General features: G+C 64.6%; 14 protein-coding genes and 1 tRNA gene. 13 read left to right on the top strand and 2 right to left on the bottom strand.

Annotated features, from left to right (window positions below):
• The first annotated feature begins 10 nt into the window (after positions 1 to 10).
• The 5 genes from sufC to AC2FNA_RS00660 are packed head-to-tail and all read left to right on the top strand — an operon-like array spanning position 11 to position 4,328.
• On the top strand, positions 11 to 766 hold the full coding sequence (gene sufC / locus AC2FNA_RS00680) for a Fe-S cluster assembly ATPase SufC (RefSeq protein WP_234218022.1): 756 nt from the start codon (positions 11 to 13) through the stop codon (positions 764 to 766).
• Complete coding sequence (gene sufD, locus AC2FNA_RS00675) at positions 766 to 2,046, top strand: Fe-S cluster assembly protein SufD (RefSeq protein ID WP_496823651.1); 1,281 nt, start codon at positions 766 to 768, stop codon at positions 2,044 to 2,046. The genes sufC and sufD overlap by 1 nt, the downstream gene beginning before the upstream one ends.
• A complete protein-coding gene (locus tag AC2FNA_RS00670) occupies positions 2,046 to 2,531 on the top strand; it encodes a YIP1 family protein (RefSeq protein WP_496823649.1) in 486 nt (161 codons plus the stop codon). Before sufD ends, AC2FNA_RS00670 begins: the two co-directional genes overlap by 1 nt.
• Positions 2,528 to 3,115: a Yip1 family protein gene (locus AC2FNA_RS00665; protein WP_496823647.1), complete on the top strand. Its 588-nt coding sequence runs from the start codon at positions 2,528 to 2,530 to the stop codon at positions 3,113 to 3,115. Before AC2FNA_RS00670 ends, AC2FNA_RS00665 begins: the two co-directional genes overlap by 4 nt.
• The gene (locus AC2FNA_RS00660; protein ID WP_496823645.1) at positions 3,108 to 4,328 is read left to right on the top strand and encodes a cysteine desulfurase; all 1,221 of its coding nucleotides are present in this window, start codon (positions 3,108 to 3,110) and stop codon (positions 4,326 to 4,328) included. The genes AC2FNA_RS00665 and AC2FNA_RS00660 overlap by 8 nt, the downstream gene beginning before the upstream one ends.
• A gap of 101 nt (positions 4,329 to 4,429) precedes the next feature.
• On the opposite strand, the gene AC2FNA_RS00655 is transcribed toward AC2FNA_RS00660, so the two are convergent.
• Positions 4,430 to 5,917: a fused MFS/spermidine synthase gene (locus tag AC2FNA_RS00655; protein WP_496823643.1), complete on the bottom strand. Its 1,488-nt coding sequence runs from the start codon at positions 5,915 to 5,917 to the stop codon at positions 4,430 to 4,432.
• A 97-nt stretch (positions 5,918 to 6,014) separates the two neighbouring features.
• On the opposite strand from AC2FNA_RS00655, the gene AC2FNA_RS00650 reads away from it, so the two are divergent.
• A tRNA-Arg gene (locus AC2FNA_RS00650) sits at positions 6,015 to 6,091 on the top strand.
• Between the two features lie 83 nt (positions 6,092 to 6,174).
• On the opposite strand, the gene AC2FNA_RS00645 is transcribed toward AC2FNA_RS00650, so the two are convergent.
• Entirely contained in the window at positions 6,175 to 6,849 is a 675-nt protein-coding gene (locus AC2FNA_RS00645) for a Crp/Fnr family transcriptional regulator (protein ID WP_496823641.1), read from the bottom strand.
• Positions 6,850 to 7,044: 195 nt separating this feature from the next.
• Between AC2FNA_RS00645 and AC2FNA_RS00640 the strand changes: the two genes are divergently transcribed.
• The 7 genes from AC2FNA_RS00640 to AC2FNA_RS00610 all read left to right on the top strand — a co-directional run bounded on the left by AC2FNA_RS00640 (position 7,045) and on the right by AC2FNA_RS00610 (position 14,915).
• Positions 7,045 to 8,544: an arylsulfatase gene (locus AC2FNA_RS00640; RefSeq protein ID WP_496823639.1), complete on the top strand. Its 1,500-nt coding sequence runs from the start codon at positions 7,045 to 7,047 to the stop codon at positions 8,542 to 8,544.
• Between the two features lie 128 nt (positions 8,545 to 8,672).
• Positions 8,673 to 9,665, top strand: a complete 993-nt coding sequence (locus AC2FNA_RS00635) for an AAA family ATPase (protein ID WP_496823637.1) — start codon at positions 8,673 to 8,675, stop codon at positions 9,663 to 9,665.
• 10 nt (positions 9,666 to 9,675) lie between these two features.
• Positions 9,676 to 10,659, top strand: coding sequence for a DUF58 domain-containing protein (locus tag AC2FNA_RS00630; protein ID WP_496823635.1), 984 nt, complete (start codon positions 9,676 to 9,678; stop codon positions 10,657 to 10,659).
• Positions 10,656 to 11,141 carry a DUF4381 domain-containing protein gene (locus AC2FNA_RS00625; protein WP_496823633.1) on the top strand — a complete coding sequence of 162 codons (486 nt, stop codon included), beginning with the start codon at positions 10,656 to 10,658 and terminating at the stop codon, positions 11,139 to 11,141. Before AC2FNA_RS00630 ends, AC2FNA_RS00625 begins: the two co-directional genes overlap by 4 nt.
• Positions 11,138 to 12,121 carry a VWA domain-containing protein gene (locus tag AC2FNA_RS00620; protein ID WP_496823632.1) on the top strand — a complete coding sequence of 328 codons (984 nt, stop codon included), beginning with the start codon at positions 11,138 to 11,140 and terminating at the stop codon, positions 12,119 to 12,121. The genes AC2FNA_RS00625 and AC2FNA_RS00620 overlap by 4 nt, the downstream gene beginning before the upstream one ends.
• A complete protein-coding gene (locus AC2FNA_RS00615; RefSeq protein ID WP_496823631.1) occupies positions 12,118 to 13,659 on the top strand; it encodes a VWA domain-containing protein in 1,542 nt (513 codons plus the stop codon). Before AC2FNA_RS00620 ends, AC2FNA_RS00615 begins: the two co-directional genes overlap by 4 nt.
• Positions 13,656 to 14,915, top strand: coding sequence for a hypothetical protein (locus AC2FNA_RS00610; protein WP_496823629.1), 1,260 nt, complete (start codon positions 13,656 to 13,658; stop codon positions 14,913 to 14,915). The genes AC2FNA_RS00615 and AC2FNA_RS00610 overlap by 4 nt, the downstream gene beginning before the upstream one ends.

The raw sequence follows: 14,915 nt of genomic DNA, 5'->3' as shown, positions 1-14,915 counted from the left end.
CGAGGAAATCATGCTTGAAATCAAAAACCTGCACGTGAAACTTGAAGAAGAGGACAAGCAGATCCTCAAAGGTGTGGACCTGACCGTCGAGGCGGGCAAGGTGCATGCGATCATGGGGCCGAACGGGTCGGGCAAATCGACGCTCAGCTATGTTCTGTCCGGCCGCGACGGGTATGAGGTGACCGAGGGCGCCGCCACCCTGTCGGGCGCCGATCTGCTGGAAATGGAGCCCGAGGAACGCGCCGCCGCGGGCCTGTTCCTGGCTTTTCAATACCCGGTCGAGATCCCCGGCGTGGGCAACATGACGTTTCTGCGTACCGCGGTGAACGCCCAACGTAAGGCGCGCGGCGAAGACGAGCTGAGCGCCGCCGACTTCCTGAAGGAAGTCCGCGCCAAGGCCAAGGCGCTGAAGATCGACGCCGATATGCTGAAACGTCCGGTTAACGTGGGCTTTTCGGGTGGTGAGAAAAAGCGCAACGAGATCCTGCAGATGGCCATGCTGGAACCCAAGATGTGCATCCTGGACGAAACCGACTCGGGCCTTGACGTGGATGCGATGAAACTGGTGGCCGAGGGCGTGAACGCGCTGCGCGATGCCGGGCGCGGCTTTCTGGTGATCACCCATTATCAGCGCCTGCTGGACCATATCAAACCCGATGTCGTGCATATCATGGCCGATGGCCGCATCGTGAAATCTGGCGGTCCCGAGCTGGCGCTGGAGGTCGAGAACAACGGTTATGCCGATATCCTGGCCGAGGTGAACTGATGGGGGTGCCTGCACAGAAACAGACCGCGACCGAGGCGTTGCTGGCGACGCTGACGCTGCCCACCGCCGGCTGCACTCAGTCCGCGCGCGAGGCCGCTTTGGCGCGGCTGCGTGAAATGGGCGTGCCCGGGCGGCGCGACGAGTACTGGAAATACACCCGTCCAGATACGCTGATCGCGCCCGAGGCGCCGCGCGCCGCGACCTTCCACACCGACGAGCCGATGATGTTCGACGCCATCGATCGGCTCAAGATCGTCTTTGTCGACGGGGTTTTCGATGCCGAGGCGTCGGATGCGCTGGAGATGGACGGTGTCCAGATCGAGCGCATCGAGGATATCTGTTGCAAGGATATCCATTGGGCCAAGGACTTGTACGGCGTTCTTGAAGAACGCGGCCAGACCCCTGTACCGCGTCCGTTGGCGGCGCTGAACACCGCCTTTGCCGCTGATGGCATCGCCATTCACGTGACCGGCAAACCGTCGAAACCGATCAGCCTGATCTACAAGCATGCCTCGGAAAGTTCGGATGCGCTGCTGCATCACGTGATCCGGGTGGAAAGCGGTGCCGAGGTGACGATCCTGGAAAACGGCCCGGCCGCCTCGCGGTTCAACAAATGCATGGAGATCGACATCGCCGATGGCGGCACCCTGCATCACGTGCGCGCCCAGGGGCGCGACCATGAACGCCGCGCGGTGACGCATATGTTCACCCGGCTGGGCGCTGCCTCGGTCTACAAGTCCTTTACCCTGACCGTGAACGGCGTGCTGACTCGCAACGAGCAGGTGGTCGAGCTGACCGGAGACGAGGGCGTGGCCCATGTGGCCGGCGCCTGCGTGGGCGATGGTGACTTCCACCATGACGATACCGTGTTCGTGACCCATGACGCGGTGAATTGCGAAAGCCGCCAGGTGTTCAAGAAGGTGCTGCGCAATGGCGCCACCGGCGTGTTCCAGGGCAAGATCCTGGTTCAGCCCGGCGCACAGAAGACCGACGGCTATCAGATCAGCCAATCGCTGCTCTTGGACGATGACAGCCAGTTCCTGGCCAAGCCCGAGCTGGAGATCTATGCCGATGACGTCGCCTGTTCGCATGGCTCGACCAGTGGCGCCATCGACGATACCGCGCTGTTCTACCTGCGCTCGCGCGGCGTGCCTCAAAAAGAGGCCACCGATCTGCTGACGCTCGCCTTTCTGGCAGAGGCCGTCGAAGAGATCGAGGACGAGGCTCTGGCCGCCGATATCGTCTCACGACTCGAAGGCTGGCTGGCGCGGCGGGCCTGATGCCGGTCACCAGCGATATCGCGGCCAGCTATCGCGGGCCGGCGCGGGTGATGCGTCACCTGCTGGACATGGGCCAGCGCGAGGATCGCGCGCTGGCCTTTGTGATGGCGTTCTGCGTCATCGCCTTTGTCGCGCAAATGCCGGCGCTGGCGCGGCGGGCGCATCTGGAACAGGCGGATCTGAACATGCTGATGGGCGGCGCGCTGCTGGGCAGTGTGTTCCTGCTACCGCTGCTTTTCTATGTCATCGCACTTGTGTCCCATTGGGTCGCGCGCGTGCTGGGCGGGCAGGGTAGTGCCTATGGCGCGCGGCTGGCGCTGTTCTGGTCGCTCTTGGCCTCGACCCCGCTGGTGCTGTTGAACGGTTTGGTGGCCGGGTTCATCGGGCCCGGCCCTGCTTTGAGCGTGGTCGGCCTGATATGGGTTGCGGTCTTTGCCTGGTTCTGGCTAACCAATCTCAGAGAAGCTCAGAGGCCCACCCCATGACATCTGCCGAGCTGCGGTCGCTGGCCGCCCTTACCGTGACCGATCCGGCCAATGCGGCGCGGGTGATTCTGGACCGCGAGCCCGGACGCGAAGTGTTGTGGCTTTCGCTGGCCCTCTCGGTCGCGCTGGCCAGCCTGATGCATGGGCTGTCCAACATGGCCTTTGGCGCGATGGCCATGCCCGGCATTCCGCAATCCGTGGTGGGCTACGGCGCGCTGATGGGCGGCGGGCTGGTGCTGACCATCGCGGCGATCCACCGGATTGGGCGGCTGCTGGGTGGCGAGGGCTCTTTCTGGGACGTGATGGCGGTTATGGTTTGGATCCAGCTGGTGCTGGTGGTGGTGCAGGCCGCCACCCTGCTCTTGGCGCTGACCGTACCGCTGTTGTCGGCATTTCTGGCGCTGGCTGCCAATCTGGTGGCGCTGTATGTCACCCTGCATTTCATCGATCAGGCGCATCGCCTGAACTCCCTCATGCGTGCGGCGGCGGTGCTGATCCTGTCGGTTCTGGCCATCGCCGTTGGCGTACTTGTCCTGTTGTCCTTCGTCGGAGGGCCAATCCCCGGAGCGACCCCCTATGTATGATGTCGACCGTATCCGCGCCGATTTTCCGATCCTGTCCCGCCAGGTGAACGGCAAGCCGCTGACCTATCTCGACAACGGCGCCTCGGCCCAGAAACCGCAGGCGGTGATCGACGCGGTGACCCGTGGCTATGCCGAGGAATATGCCAATGTGCATCGCGGGTTGCATTTCCTGTCCAATCTCGCGACCGAGAAATACGAGGCGGTGCGCGGCATCGTTGCGCGGTTCCTGAACGCGGGTTCCGAGGACGAGATCGTGCTGAACTCGGGCACCACCGAGGGGATCAATATGGTCGCCTATGGCTGGGCGATGCCGCTTATGCAGGCCGGTGACGAGATCGTGCTGTCGACCATGGAACATCACGCCAATATCGTGCCCTGGCATTTCCTGCGCGAACGGCAGGGTGTGGTGTTGAAATGGGTCGACCCGGAAGCCGACGGGTCGCTGGATCCTCAGGCGGTGCTGGACGCGATCGGCCCTCGGACAAAACTGGTGGCGATCACCCAGTGTTCCAACGTGTTGGGCACCGTTGTCGATGTAAAATCCATCTGCGCGGGCGCCCGGGCCAAGGGCGTCCCGGTTCTGGTCGATGGGTCGCAGGGCGCGGTGCATATGCCGGTCGATGTGCAGGATCTGGGTTGCGATTTCTACGCCATCACCGGGCACAAGCTCTATGGTCCTTCGGGGTCGGGCGCGATCTATGCCCGGGCCGAGCGACTGGCCGAGATGCGCCCGTTCCTGGGCGGCGGCGACATGATCAAGGAGGTCACCAAGGATACGGTGATCTATAACGACCCGCCGATGAAGTTCGAGGCCGGCACGCCCGGCATCGTACAGACCATCGGCATGGGTGTGGCGCTGGACTACATGATGGCGCTGGGGATGGAGAACATCGCCGCCCATGAGGCCGGGTTGCGCGACTATGCGGCCAGCCGCTTTGCCGGGCTGAACTGGCTGAACGTGCAGGGCCATGCGCCGGGCAAGGCGGCGATCTTTTCCTTCACGCTGGACGGAGCGGCACATGCCCATGACATTTCGACCATCCTCGACAAGAAGGGTGTCGCAGTGCGCGCGGGCCATCACTGCGCGGGTCCGCTGATGGAACATCTGGGTGTGACCGCGACCTGCCGGGCGAGCTTTGGCCTCTACAATACCCGCGCCGAGGTGGACACGTTGATCGAGGCTCTGGAACTTGCGCATGAATTGTTTGCCTGATCGTCGATTGGCAAGGGTGCTCGGGGGGCTCTGCCCCCGCTGACAAAATTCGTCGAATTTTGTCACCTCCCCCCGGAGTATTTTCGGCGGAATGAAGGGGCTTAGTCGGGGCGGCCGATCAGCCGGTCGATCGGCGCGAAGTCGTCAGTCAGCAGCGTGCCCATGGTGGCCAGTTGAGCCACCCAGTCCGGGGCGAGCGCGCCATATTCGGTGGGCTCGGGGGCGCGGGTGACGAAACGGGAATGCGGGGTGGGGTTGCTGCCCGCGACCAGGACAAAGACCGCACGCTCGCCCGGTGGCGGTGGGGTGGTGCTGGTCCAGACCTCGACCATGGGAAAGGCTGTGCCCAGCGTATGCACCAGCGCGGCCAGTGCCTGCAAACGATCCTGATAGTCGATCACGTTCATCAGATAGGTGCCTTCGGGGGTCAGCCTGTCGCGCGCCAGTTCGAAGAATTCACGCGTCACCAGATGGGCGGGCACCGCCACATCGGTAAAGGCATCGCCCAGGATCACGTCATAGCGCCGCTCGGTCCGGGTCAGCAGCGCCCGGCGGGCGTCCTCATGCAGAATCTCGGCGCTCGCCGGATCAAACCAGAATTGTTCGGCGGCAGTGCGTGTCACCTCGGGGTCGATCTCGGCCACCACGCGCGGGCCGGTACCGCGCAGCGCAAAGGCGCGCGGGATCGAGTAGGACCCGCCGCCGATGAAGAAGGACGAGAAATCGGGGCGCGGCGCCCGGATACGGGCCAGCGCATCCAGCATGGCGGCATGGTCGGTATACATGGTCAGCGGCGCATCGCGGGCGCTGATCCCGTGGCCCAGATGGTCGATCACCATCAGGCGCTCGGGCGCCTCGGGCGTGCCCAACTCGATGACGCGAATACAGTAATAGCGGCTTTCGCGGCTGCAGGGATCGGGCGCAGCCAGCGCCGCCACGGCTAACGCCAGAACCAACCCCAGCGCCACGAGAGGTGCCAGCCATCGCCCGCCGCCGATGCGGAAACAGAGCAGCGCCGACAGGGCATAAACCGCCGTCACCGCCATAAGCGTGAGCGACGAACCAAGCCAGGAGATGAAAACGAACCCCGCCAGCAAGGTTCCGGCAATGGCGCCGATGGCCCCGGCGGCAAACATCGCCCCCAGGGCGCGGCCCGCGCCCGAGCTGCGCTGCACCGACAGCGCGGCCAATACCGGTGCGGGCACCCCGGCAAAGCAGGAGGGCAGAAAGAACACTGCCAGCGTCAGCGCCGCGATGCCCCAGACCGGATGTGCGACCAGTTCCAGCACCGGCTCCGAAAGACTGCGCAAAAGAAGCGTCGCAACGGCGGTGGTGAGGGCGGCTGCGACAAGTGTCCAGCCAGTCAGCCGCAGTGCGCGTGCGGCAGGACGCTCGGCCAGGATACCACCGATCCAATGCCCCAAAGAAAACCCTGCCAGCACCACCGCGATGACCGAAGTCCACGTATAAAGCGACATGCCCACATAGGGCGCCAGCATGCGGCCTGCCACGATCTCGACCACCAGCGAAGCGGCGGAAACAATGACCTGCAGCAGGATCAGCAACATCAGGGAGGGGGTACGAGCCATGCCGCGCATTTGGCGAAGCTGTTGCGGCAAAGGCAAGAAAAATCCTCAGATTGACGATTGCAGAGGCCGCGGCGATACCGTATAGCCCGGGTCACAGGCACCCGTAGCTCAGCTGGATAGAGCGCTGCCCTCCGAAGGCAGAGGCCAGAGGTTCGAATCCTCTCGGGTGCGCCATATCAAACCCCTTTTGTTGATGCCCGAGCCAACGCCTTGAACCGCAAGGCGGTATAGCGGATTGGAACAGGTTCCCCCCGGCGTCAGTGTGTTTCGATCCACGAAGCCAGCTTAGCCCTGTGAACACGCATCCGGGCATAGCCCAGTTCTATCGCATTTGCTCTGGCGAGTTCTGTCAACCCGCGACGGACCGAGGCGATGGACAGGCCAAGCATCTCGGCCAGGTCATTCTGGGACATGTCGAACCATCCGCCGGGAACACAATTCATGCGGTCAAACTGGAGCAGGCGAAAGGCGATCTTGTGATTTGCGCCCGAGGCGACCAGACCGATCAGCGCCTCGATCGCGATGTTCATGTTGCGCCGGGTCAGCCGGTAGAAATCGCGATAATGGGCTGGATTCCGTGCAACGATGTCGAGAACCACCGGGGCCGGAACGAACAGAACTTCGGATGCGACTCGTGCCTCCATCACGGCAAGTTGGTTTTGCTCCGACAGGATCGAGATATCGCCGATCCAGTGCCCGCGGGAAAGGGAATGAAAGGTGACCAGTTCGCCGTCTGCGCGCGGAGTCTTGATGTCGAAGGTCCCCTGATAGACACCGAACATACCGGCCTGCGGCGCCTCGACATCCCCCGTGGCCCGTTGCCCCGGCGCGTATTTTCGCCACTGACCCCTTGTTACCAGTGCGTCGCGCAGGCTCTCGGGACTCGCGGCGAACCACCCGCTGTCTCCAAAGAGAGCCGGATCGACAGGCATGATGAGCCCTCCTTGAGGTGTTCCGTTACCCTCAGAAAATAAGAGAGAATTTTCACGAAGCAATCAATTGATACTTTTCTACATTCGTTTCTTGATACCATTTTGAGACATCCGGTCAGTTCAAAAAGGAGAAGGTTCGTGGCTGCCACATTGAGGATGAGGCAACGAGCGGTGCAGGCCGCAGTTGCACTAGCGATGGCGATCGCGCCAAGTTTCGCGATCGCGCAGGATCAGAAACCAAATTTCCTGATCATCTGGGGCGATGACGTGGGCTGGATGAACACGTCAGCCTATAACCGGGGCATGATGGGGTATCGGACGCCGAATATCGACCGGATCGCCTCCGAGGGCGCGCTGTTCACCGATTGGTACGGCCAGCAGAGCTGTACCGCCGGGCGCGCGGCCTTCATCACCGGGCAAAGCCCGCTGCGGACCGGTCTGCTCAAGGTCGGGCTGCCGGGCGCCAAGGAAGGTCTGTCCGAGAAGGACCCGACCATCGCGGGCCTGCTCAAGAATCACGGCTACATGACCGCCCAATACGGCAAGAACCACCTGGGCGACCTGGATGAGCATCTGCCGACCAATCATGGTTTTGACGAGTTCTTTGGCAATCTCTACCACCTGAATGCCGAGGAAGAGCCGGAACACCCCGACTATCCCAAGATCCCCGGTTTCCGCGAGAATTTCGGCCCGCGCGGCGTCATTCGCGCAACCTCGGATGGCCAAATCGAGGATACCGGCCCGCTCACCAAGAAGCGGATGGAGACGGTGGACGAAGAGGTGACTGCCTCGGCCATCGACTTCATGGAACGCGCGGTGGCCGCCGACAAGCCGTTCTTCCTGTGGTACAACACCACCCGGATGCACGTGAACACCCACCTGAAGCCGGAATCCGATGGCGTCACCGGGCTGGGTATCTATGCCGATGGCATGGTCGAGCATGACGGTCACGTGGGCCAGGTTCTCGACAAGGTCGAAGAGTTGGGCATCGCTGACAACACGGTGATCATGTATTCCTCGGACAACGGGGCCGAGGTGTTCAGCTGGCCGGATGGCGGCACTACCCCCTTCCGCAACGAGAAGAACTCGAACTGGGAAGGCGGATATCGTGTGCCGACCCTGATCAAGTGGCCGGGCGTCATCGAACCGGGCACCATCTATAACGACATCTTCTCGCACGAGGACATGCTGCCGACCATCCTCGCGGCCGTGGGCGAGACCGATGTCAAGGACAAGCTTCTGACTGGTCACAGCGCGATCGGGCGCGAATACAAGGTGCATCTCGACGGCTACAACCTTCTGCCCTATTTCTCGGGCGAGGTCGAGGAAGGCCCGCGCAAGGAGTTCTTCTACTGGACCGATGACGGCGATCTGGCCAACCTGCGCTATGGCCGCTGGAAGATGGTGTTCCTGGAGCAGCGCGGCCACGGCTTCGAGGTCTGGCAGGAACCGTTCTTTGAACTGCGCCTGCCCAAGCTGTTCGATCTGCTGGGCGACCCGTTCGAGCGGGCGGATCATGAGTCGGCCAATTACGACATGTGGCGGTTCGACCGGGCGTTCATGGTGCTGCCGGCGGTGGCCTTCGTGACCCAGCATCTGGAAACCTACAAGGACTACCCACCGCGCCAGTCGCCGGGCAGCTTCAACCTGGGTGCCGCGCTGGAGAAACTGACATCGAACACCAGTTCGAACTGATCTGATACCATCAGGGCCGACGGGTGTATTCCCGCCGGTCTTTTCTTGCCGAGGCGGGCAGGCGGGCGCCACCCGTGTCGGCCCCCGCGAGGGGAAGGCCACGAATCCCGATAACGACGGAGCCGTATATGGGCAGCACGCCACGCGATGACATCGACACCCTGATTGCGCGCATGGGCGATGCGATCATCGGCCAGCAGGACGTGATCCGGATGCTGGTGATCGGGCTTCTGGCGAATGGCAACCTGCTGGTCGAAGGCCTGCCGGGGCTGGCCAAGACGCGCGCGATCAAGGCGCTGGCCAAGAACCTCGAGACCGATTTCAGCCGCATCCAGTTCACGCCCGACCTGTTGCCCTCGGACGTGACCGGGACCGAAGTATATTACCAGACCGACAAGGGGTCGGAATTCCGCTTCGAGCCGGGACCGATCTTTGCCAATATCGTGCTGGCCGACGAGATCAACCGCGCCCCGGCCAAGGTGCAAGCCGCGCTGCTGGAAGCAATGGAAGAGCGCCAGGTGACCGTCTCCGGCACCACGCACAAGATGCCGCCGCTGTTCATGGTGATGGCGACCCAGAACCCGATCGAACAAGAGGGCACCTATCCCTTGCCCGAGGCGCAGATGGACCGGTTCCTGATGCATGTGATGATCACCTATCCCCCTGTCGAGGACGAGGTAAAGGTGATCCGCCTCGTGCGTGGCGAAGAGGCTGCCGCCAATGCCCCCAAGGACAAGGTGGCAAAGGAACGTCCTCCCGCGATTTCGCAAGAGGCGGTGTTTGAGGCGCGGCGCGAGATCGTTGGCATTCACGTCTCTGACGCGATGGAACGCTACATGGCCGATCTGGTCAACGCGACGCGGGTCCCGGACCGGTTCGGCCCCGATCTGGGCCGCTGGATCGGGGTGGGCGCCAGCCCGCGCGCCTCGCTGGCGCTTGACAAATGCGGGCGCACCCATGCCTGGCTGGAAGGGCGCGATTATGTCGATCCCGTCGATATTCGCGCGGTGGCGCCCAACGTGTTCCGCCACCGGCTGGGATTGACCTATGAGGCGATGGGCGACGGGATCACGCCGGACCGGGTGATTTCTGAGATGATCGCGCAAGTTGCACTGACCTAGGACCGTCACGATGTTCGACAGGGCCGCCCGCATACGGACCGGTACACTGCCCGCCCTGCCAACGGCAGAGCCAGAGACCGATCCGCGCGTGCATGTGGATCTTGTGCATCTGCGCAAGCTCGAAGGCCGCGCCCGGACGCTCAGCTTTCTGCCACGCCAACCCGCCGGCAGCGCGCTGAACGGGCGGCACGCATCGCGGATGCGCGGGCGCGGGCTGAATTTCGAGGAGTTGCGCGATTACCTGCCTTCGGACGATATCCGCTCGATCGACTGGAAGGTGACGGCACGCACCGGCAAGCCGCATGTCCGGGTCTTTACCGAAGAGCGAGACCGCCCGACGCTGATCGTGGTCGATCAGCGGATGTCGATGTTCTTCGGTTCGGTGCTGAACATGAAATCGGTGACGGCGGCGGAATGCGCAGCACTTGCCGCGTTCCGCATTCTCGATCAGGGCGACCGGGTCGGCGGCATCGTCTTTGGCGACGAGACCCTGGCCGAGATCCGGCCCCAGCGCAGCCGCGCCGCGCTTGACCGGTTGCTGCTGGCCATCACGCGGGCCAACGCGCTGTTGCGGGCCGATGCCCCCAAGGTGGCACCGGTCGGCCTGAACGACGTGTTGCAAGCGGTGGGACGGATCGCGCCGCGCAATCACCTGATCCTTGTCTTTTCCGATTTCGACGTGATCGACGGGCTGACGCAGAAGCTGGTCAATGGCCTGTCGCGCCATAACGACCTGATCCTGGGGCTGGTGACCGACCCGGTCTCTGATCAGGTTCCCGAGGGGTTGAAACTGGTGATCTCGGATGGCGAGCTTCAGGCCGAGATCGACACCGGAGACAAGACCGTGCACCGCGACCTGCGCGAGATGTCGCGGGGGCGTCTGGCCGAGGTGCTCGACTGGCAGCGCCGTTTTGGCGTGCCGGTACTGCCGCTGAGTTCGGCCGAGGACAGCCTGACCCAGATGAAACGTCTGATGGGGCTCGGCCCGAGATGAGCGAGCAGGGACAGGACACGCCGGTCACGCTGGTCGATCTGATTGACCAACTGGTGCCCCCTGATCCACCTCCGCCGGTGTCGATGATGCCGCAAACCGCCGGTTGGGCGGTTCTGGCAGTGCTTGCAGGCGTTGCCGTGGTCTATGGGCTTTGGCGCTCGTGGTGCCATTATCACGCCAATCGCTACCGGCGCGAGGCGCTGGCGGCACTCGACCGTGCGGGCAGCGACCCGGTGGCGATCGCCGAAGTACTTCGGCGCACCGCGCTGGTGGCCTTTCCGCGACACGAGGTGGCCAGCCTGAGCGGTACCGAATGGCTGGCCTTTCTGGACCAGACTGACGACGGCGGCACTGCATTCACCCAAGGACCGGGGCAGGTACTGGCCAGCGCCCCTTATCGGTCGGGCAGTACCGCGCCCGCCGGTCTCGCCGATCTGGCCGCACGCTGGATCCGCCGCCATCGGCGCGAGGTGTCGCGATGATCGCCCTTGGCTTTCCACTTGCGCTGTTGCTCCTGCCGTTGCCGCTTGTGGTCTGGCGCTTTCTGCCGGCGCGGCGCGAGCAGGTCTCGGCGTTGCGGTTTCCCTTCTTTCGGCTGATTGTGCGCGCGGCGGAGGCGGCACCCGGAGAGGGCGCGGTCATCCTGCGGCGAACGCGGCTCCAGATGACGGTGGCGATTGCCGTCTGGGTGCTGCTGGTGCTGGCGCTGGCACGGCCCGAACGGCTGGGCGCCCCGATCGAGATGACCCGCTCGGCCCGAGATGTGGTGCTGGCCATCGACATTTCGGGCTCGATGGACATCGTCGATTTCGCCGCCCCCGATGGCACCCGGTTGCAACGTCTGGATGCGGTCAAAGAGGTGGTGAGCCGCTTCGTGGCCGAGCGCGATGGCGACCGGATTGCGTTGATCGTGTTCGGAACCCAGGCCTTTCTCCAGGCACCACTGACCGAGGATCTGGCCACCATCGCTGCACTGGTCGAGCAGACCGAGGTCGGCATGGCCGGCCCGCATACCGCCATCGGCGACGCGATCGGTCTGGCCATTCGCACCTTTGAAATCAGCGAAGTCGAGCAGCGCCTGTTGATCCTGTTGTCGGACGGCGCCGATACCGGCAGCCGGATGAGCCCGCTCAACGCGGCCGAGATCGCCCGCGCGCGCGGGGTCGAGATCCACACGATTGCAGTCGGCGACCCGGAGGCCAGCGGCGACAACCGCGTCGATACCCGCACGCTGGCCGATATCGCCAGCCGCACCGGCGGCAGCGCCTTTTTCGCCTCGGACGTAGAGGCGCTGGCCGGGGTCTATCAGCGGATAGACGCGCTTTCCCCCCGACTGGTCGAGCAAGTGTCGTATCGTCCGCGCAGGGTACTGTCCTCATGGCTGCTTGGGCTGGCGGCTGCGCTCGGGATCGGGGCGCTGGGGCTGCTGAGCCTTCCCCGCAAAGGGCAGAGGGCAGCATGAGCGAGATCGTGCTCTCTGAACTCGGGCTGGTGGTTGCCGCATTCCACTTCCTGCGCCCGCTGCTCCTGCTCCTGCTCGTGCCGCTGGCGGCGCTGTGGTGGGTGAACCGGCGCGCGGCGACCCGCAAGCCACCAATGCCCGAGGGGATCGCGCCGCATCTGCTGGCGGCGTTGACCGTGGGCGGTGGCGCGGCCCGGCGCTTCTTGCCAATCGACCATGTTTCGGTGGTTCTGGCATTGACGGTGATCGGCGCCGCAGGCCCGTCCTGGACCCGGCAGGCCGATCCTTTCCTGGCTCAGACCGGACCTGTGGTGATCGTGCTCGAGGTCACTCCTTCGATGACGACGCCCGATCTGGCGCCAAGCCGGCTGGAGCGCGCCAAGTTCAAGATCCGCGACCTGCTGGAGCTTCGCGCCGGGGCGCGCACCGCCCTTGTGGCCTATGCAGGGACGGCGCACCGGGTCTTGCCCTTTACCGAGGATGCGCAGGTGATGCTGCCCTATCTGGAAGGTTTGACGCCCGATGTGATGCCGCAGGAGGGGGCAAATGCCACTGCCGCGCTGTCTTTGGCGCAAGAGATCCTTGCCGCCGAAGGGGTAGGCGGCGTGCTGGTCGTGGCGGACGGGCTGGACAGTGCCGATGTGGGGGCCTTCGCCTCCGCTGGAGAGGGTCCGGCGACGACCGTTCTGGCGATGCTGCCCGATGGCGTTTCGGATATCGGGTTGGACCGGCTTGGCACGGTGCCCGTGGTGCGCGCAACCACCGATGACAGCGACGTGCAACGGCTGGACAGGATCCTGAATGTCGATTACCGCCGCGCGCTGCTGGACGATGACAGCCAGCCCTGGGAGGATCGCGGCTGGTGGCTGGCGGTGCCCGCCGCGCTGCTGGCGCTGTTGTGGTTCCGGCAGGGCTGGACCATGCGCTGGGGCGCGCTTTGCCTTGTCGCCTCGGTCGGTCTCAACCCTGGTGCCGCACGGGCCGACGGGCTGGCCGACTGGTTCCTGACACCGGATCAGCAGGGCTATCGCGCCTTCAACCGGAACGATTTCACGGGCGCGGGCGATCTCTTTGCCGATCCGATGTGGAAGGGTCACGCGCTCTATCGGGCCGGGCGCTATGACGAGGCGATCGAGGTGCTGAACCGGCTGGAGACGCCCGAGGCCTCCTTTACCCAGGGGCTCGCCCATATCAAGAACCGCCAGTATCGCGACGGCGTGCGCGCTTTTGAAGCCACGATGGAGCGCGACCCGGACTTTCCCGGCGCGGCAGAGAACCTGGAAACTGCGCGGCGCATCGTGACCTATGTCGAGGATGCCCGCGAGGCCTCGGACACGGGCGAAGAAACCGGCATCGGCGCCGATGACGTGGTGTTTGACAACGAGGCCAACCGGGGCGTCGACACCCAAACCGACCGGCAACCGCGCGGTGAGGAGGCGATTCTGACCAGTGACCAGTGGATGAACACGGTCGACACCCGAACGGGGGATTTCCTGCGCTATCGGTTCCGGTTCGAGGCATCGGGGGCGGGTCAATGAGAGGCGCGCTGTACCTGATCCTCGCGGTGCTCTCGCTTATCGTGACGGGACCGGCCCGCGCGCAGGACGCGCCCCGCGTGACGGTGGAGCTTGAGACCGCCGAGACGATACCGGGCCAGCCGCTTGACCTGCGCATCACGGTGCTGGTGCCCACATGGTTGCCCAAGCCGGTGGTTTTCCCAACCTTCGAGGCGCCGAACCTGATGGTTCGCCTGCCCGAACGGGCAACAAACCCGATCAGCGAACGGATTGACCGCGACACCTGGTCCGGGGTCTCGCGGCGCTATCGGATCACGCCGCTGGTGCCGGGCCGCTTCGTGATCCCGCCACAGGAACTGTTCGTGACCTGGGCCGATCCCGACAGCTCTGCCCCCCGTGAAGAGGTCGTGCCAATTGAGGCAATCACGATCACCGGCGTCCTGCCCGATGGCACCGAGGGGCTTGACCCGTTCATCGCCGCCCGCGCGCTGACGTTGACGCAAGATCTGAGTGGGGCAACAGCGCCCCTTGGCCCCGGTGACAGCGTGATCCGTGAAGTGACCGCTACGATCGAGGGCGGACCGGCGATGCTGCTGCCGGGGTTGTTGCCTGTCGAACCGGTCACCGGGCTGACCGTCTATCCATCGGAACCGGTGCTGAGCGAAACCGAAACGCGCGGCGAACCGGGCGGCAGCCGGGTCGAGCGGGTGACCTATCTGGCGCAAAGCGGCGGCAGCGGCGCGGCACCGCCGGTCACGCTCGACTGGTACAACCTCGAGACCGGTCAGGTGGAAACGGCGTCGGTGCCAGGGGTCGATCTGACCGTGGACGCGCCCGTCGCGCGCCATACACCCAAGCTTTCGCCACAGCTGCTGATCCTGGGCGCACTGGTGCTGGTGCTGACGCTGGGTGTCGTCGCTTTTGCCGTCCGGCCAGCGCTGCGGCGCTGGAAACGCTGGCGCGCGGACCGGCGTAGCCGCTATCTTGCCTCGCCTGCGCACGCGCGCACCTTGACCATCGACGCGGCGCGGCGGCGCGATCTGTCGGCGACGTTGGCCGCACTCGATCTGTGGGCGGCGCGGCTTGGCGACCCGGACCCGCGCCGCGATCCGGCCATCGCCAGCGCGCTCAGGGCGCTCGGCGCGGCGCTCTATGGACCTGCACCCAGAGGCGATATGGCGGACTGGCGTGCGCTTGACCGGGCACTTGCGGTTTACAGTCCCGACCGCGCGGGCCATCATCACCTGGCCGGGTTGCCCCCGCTCAATCCGCGCTGA

The organism is Ruegeria sp. YKSD163 (genome assembly GCF_059612905.1).
The sequence above is the reverse complement of the archived record's forward strand: the minus strand, read 5'-3'. Positions and strand labels throughout refer to the sequence as shown.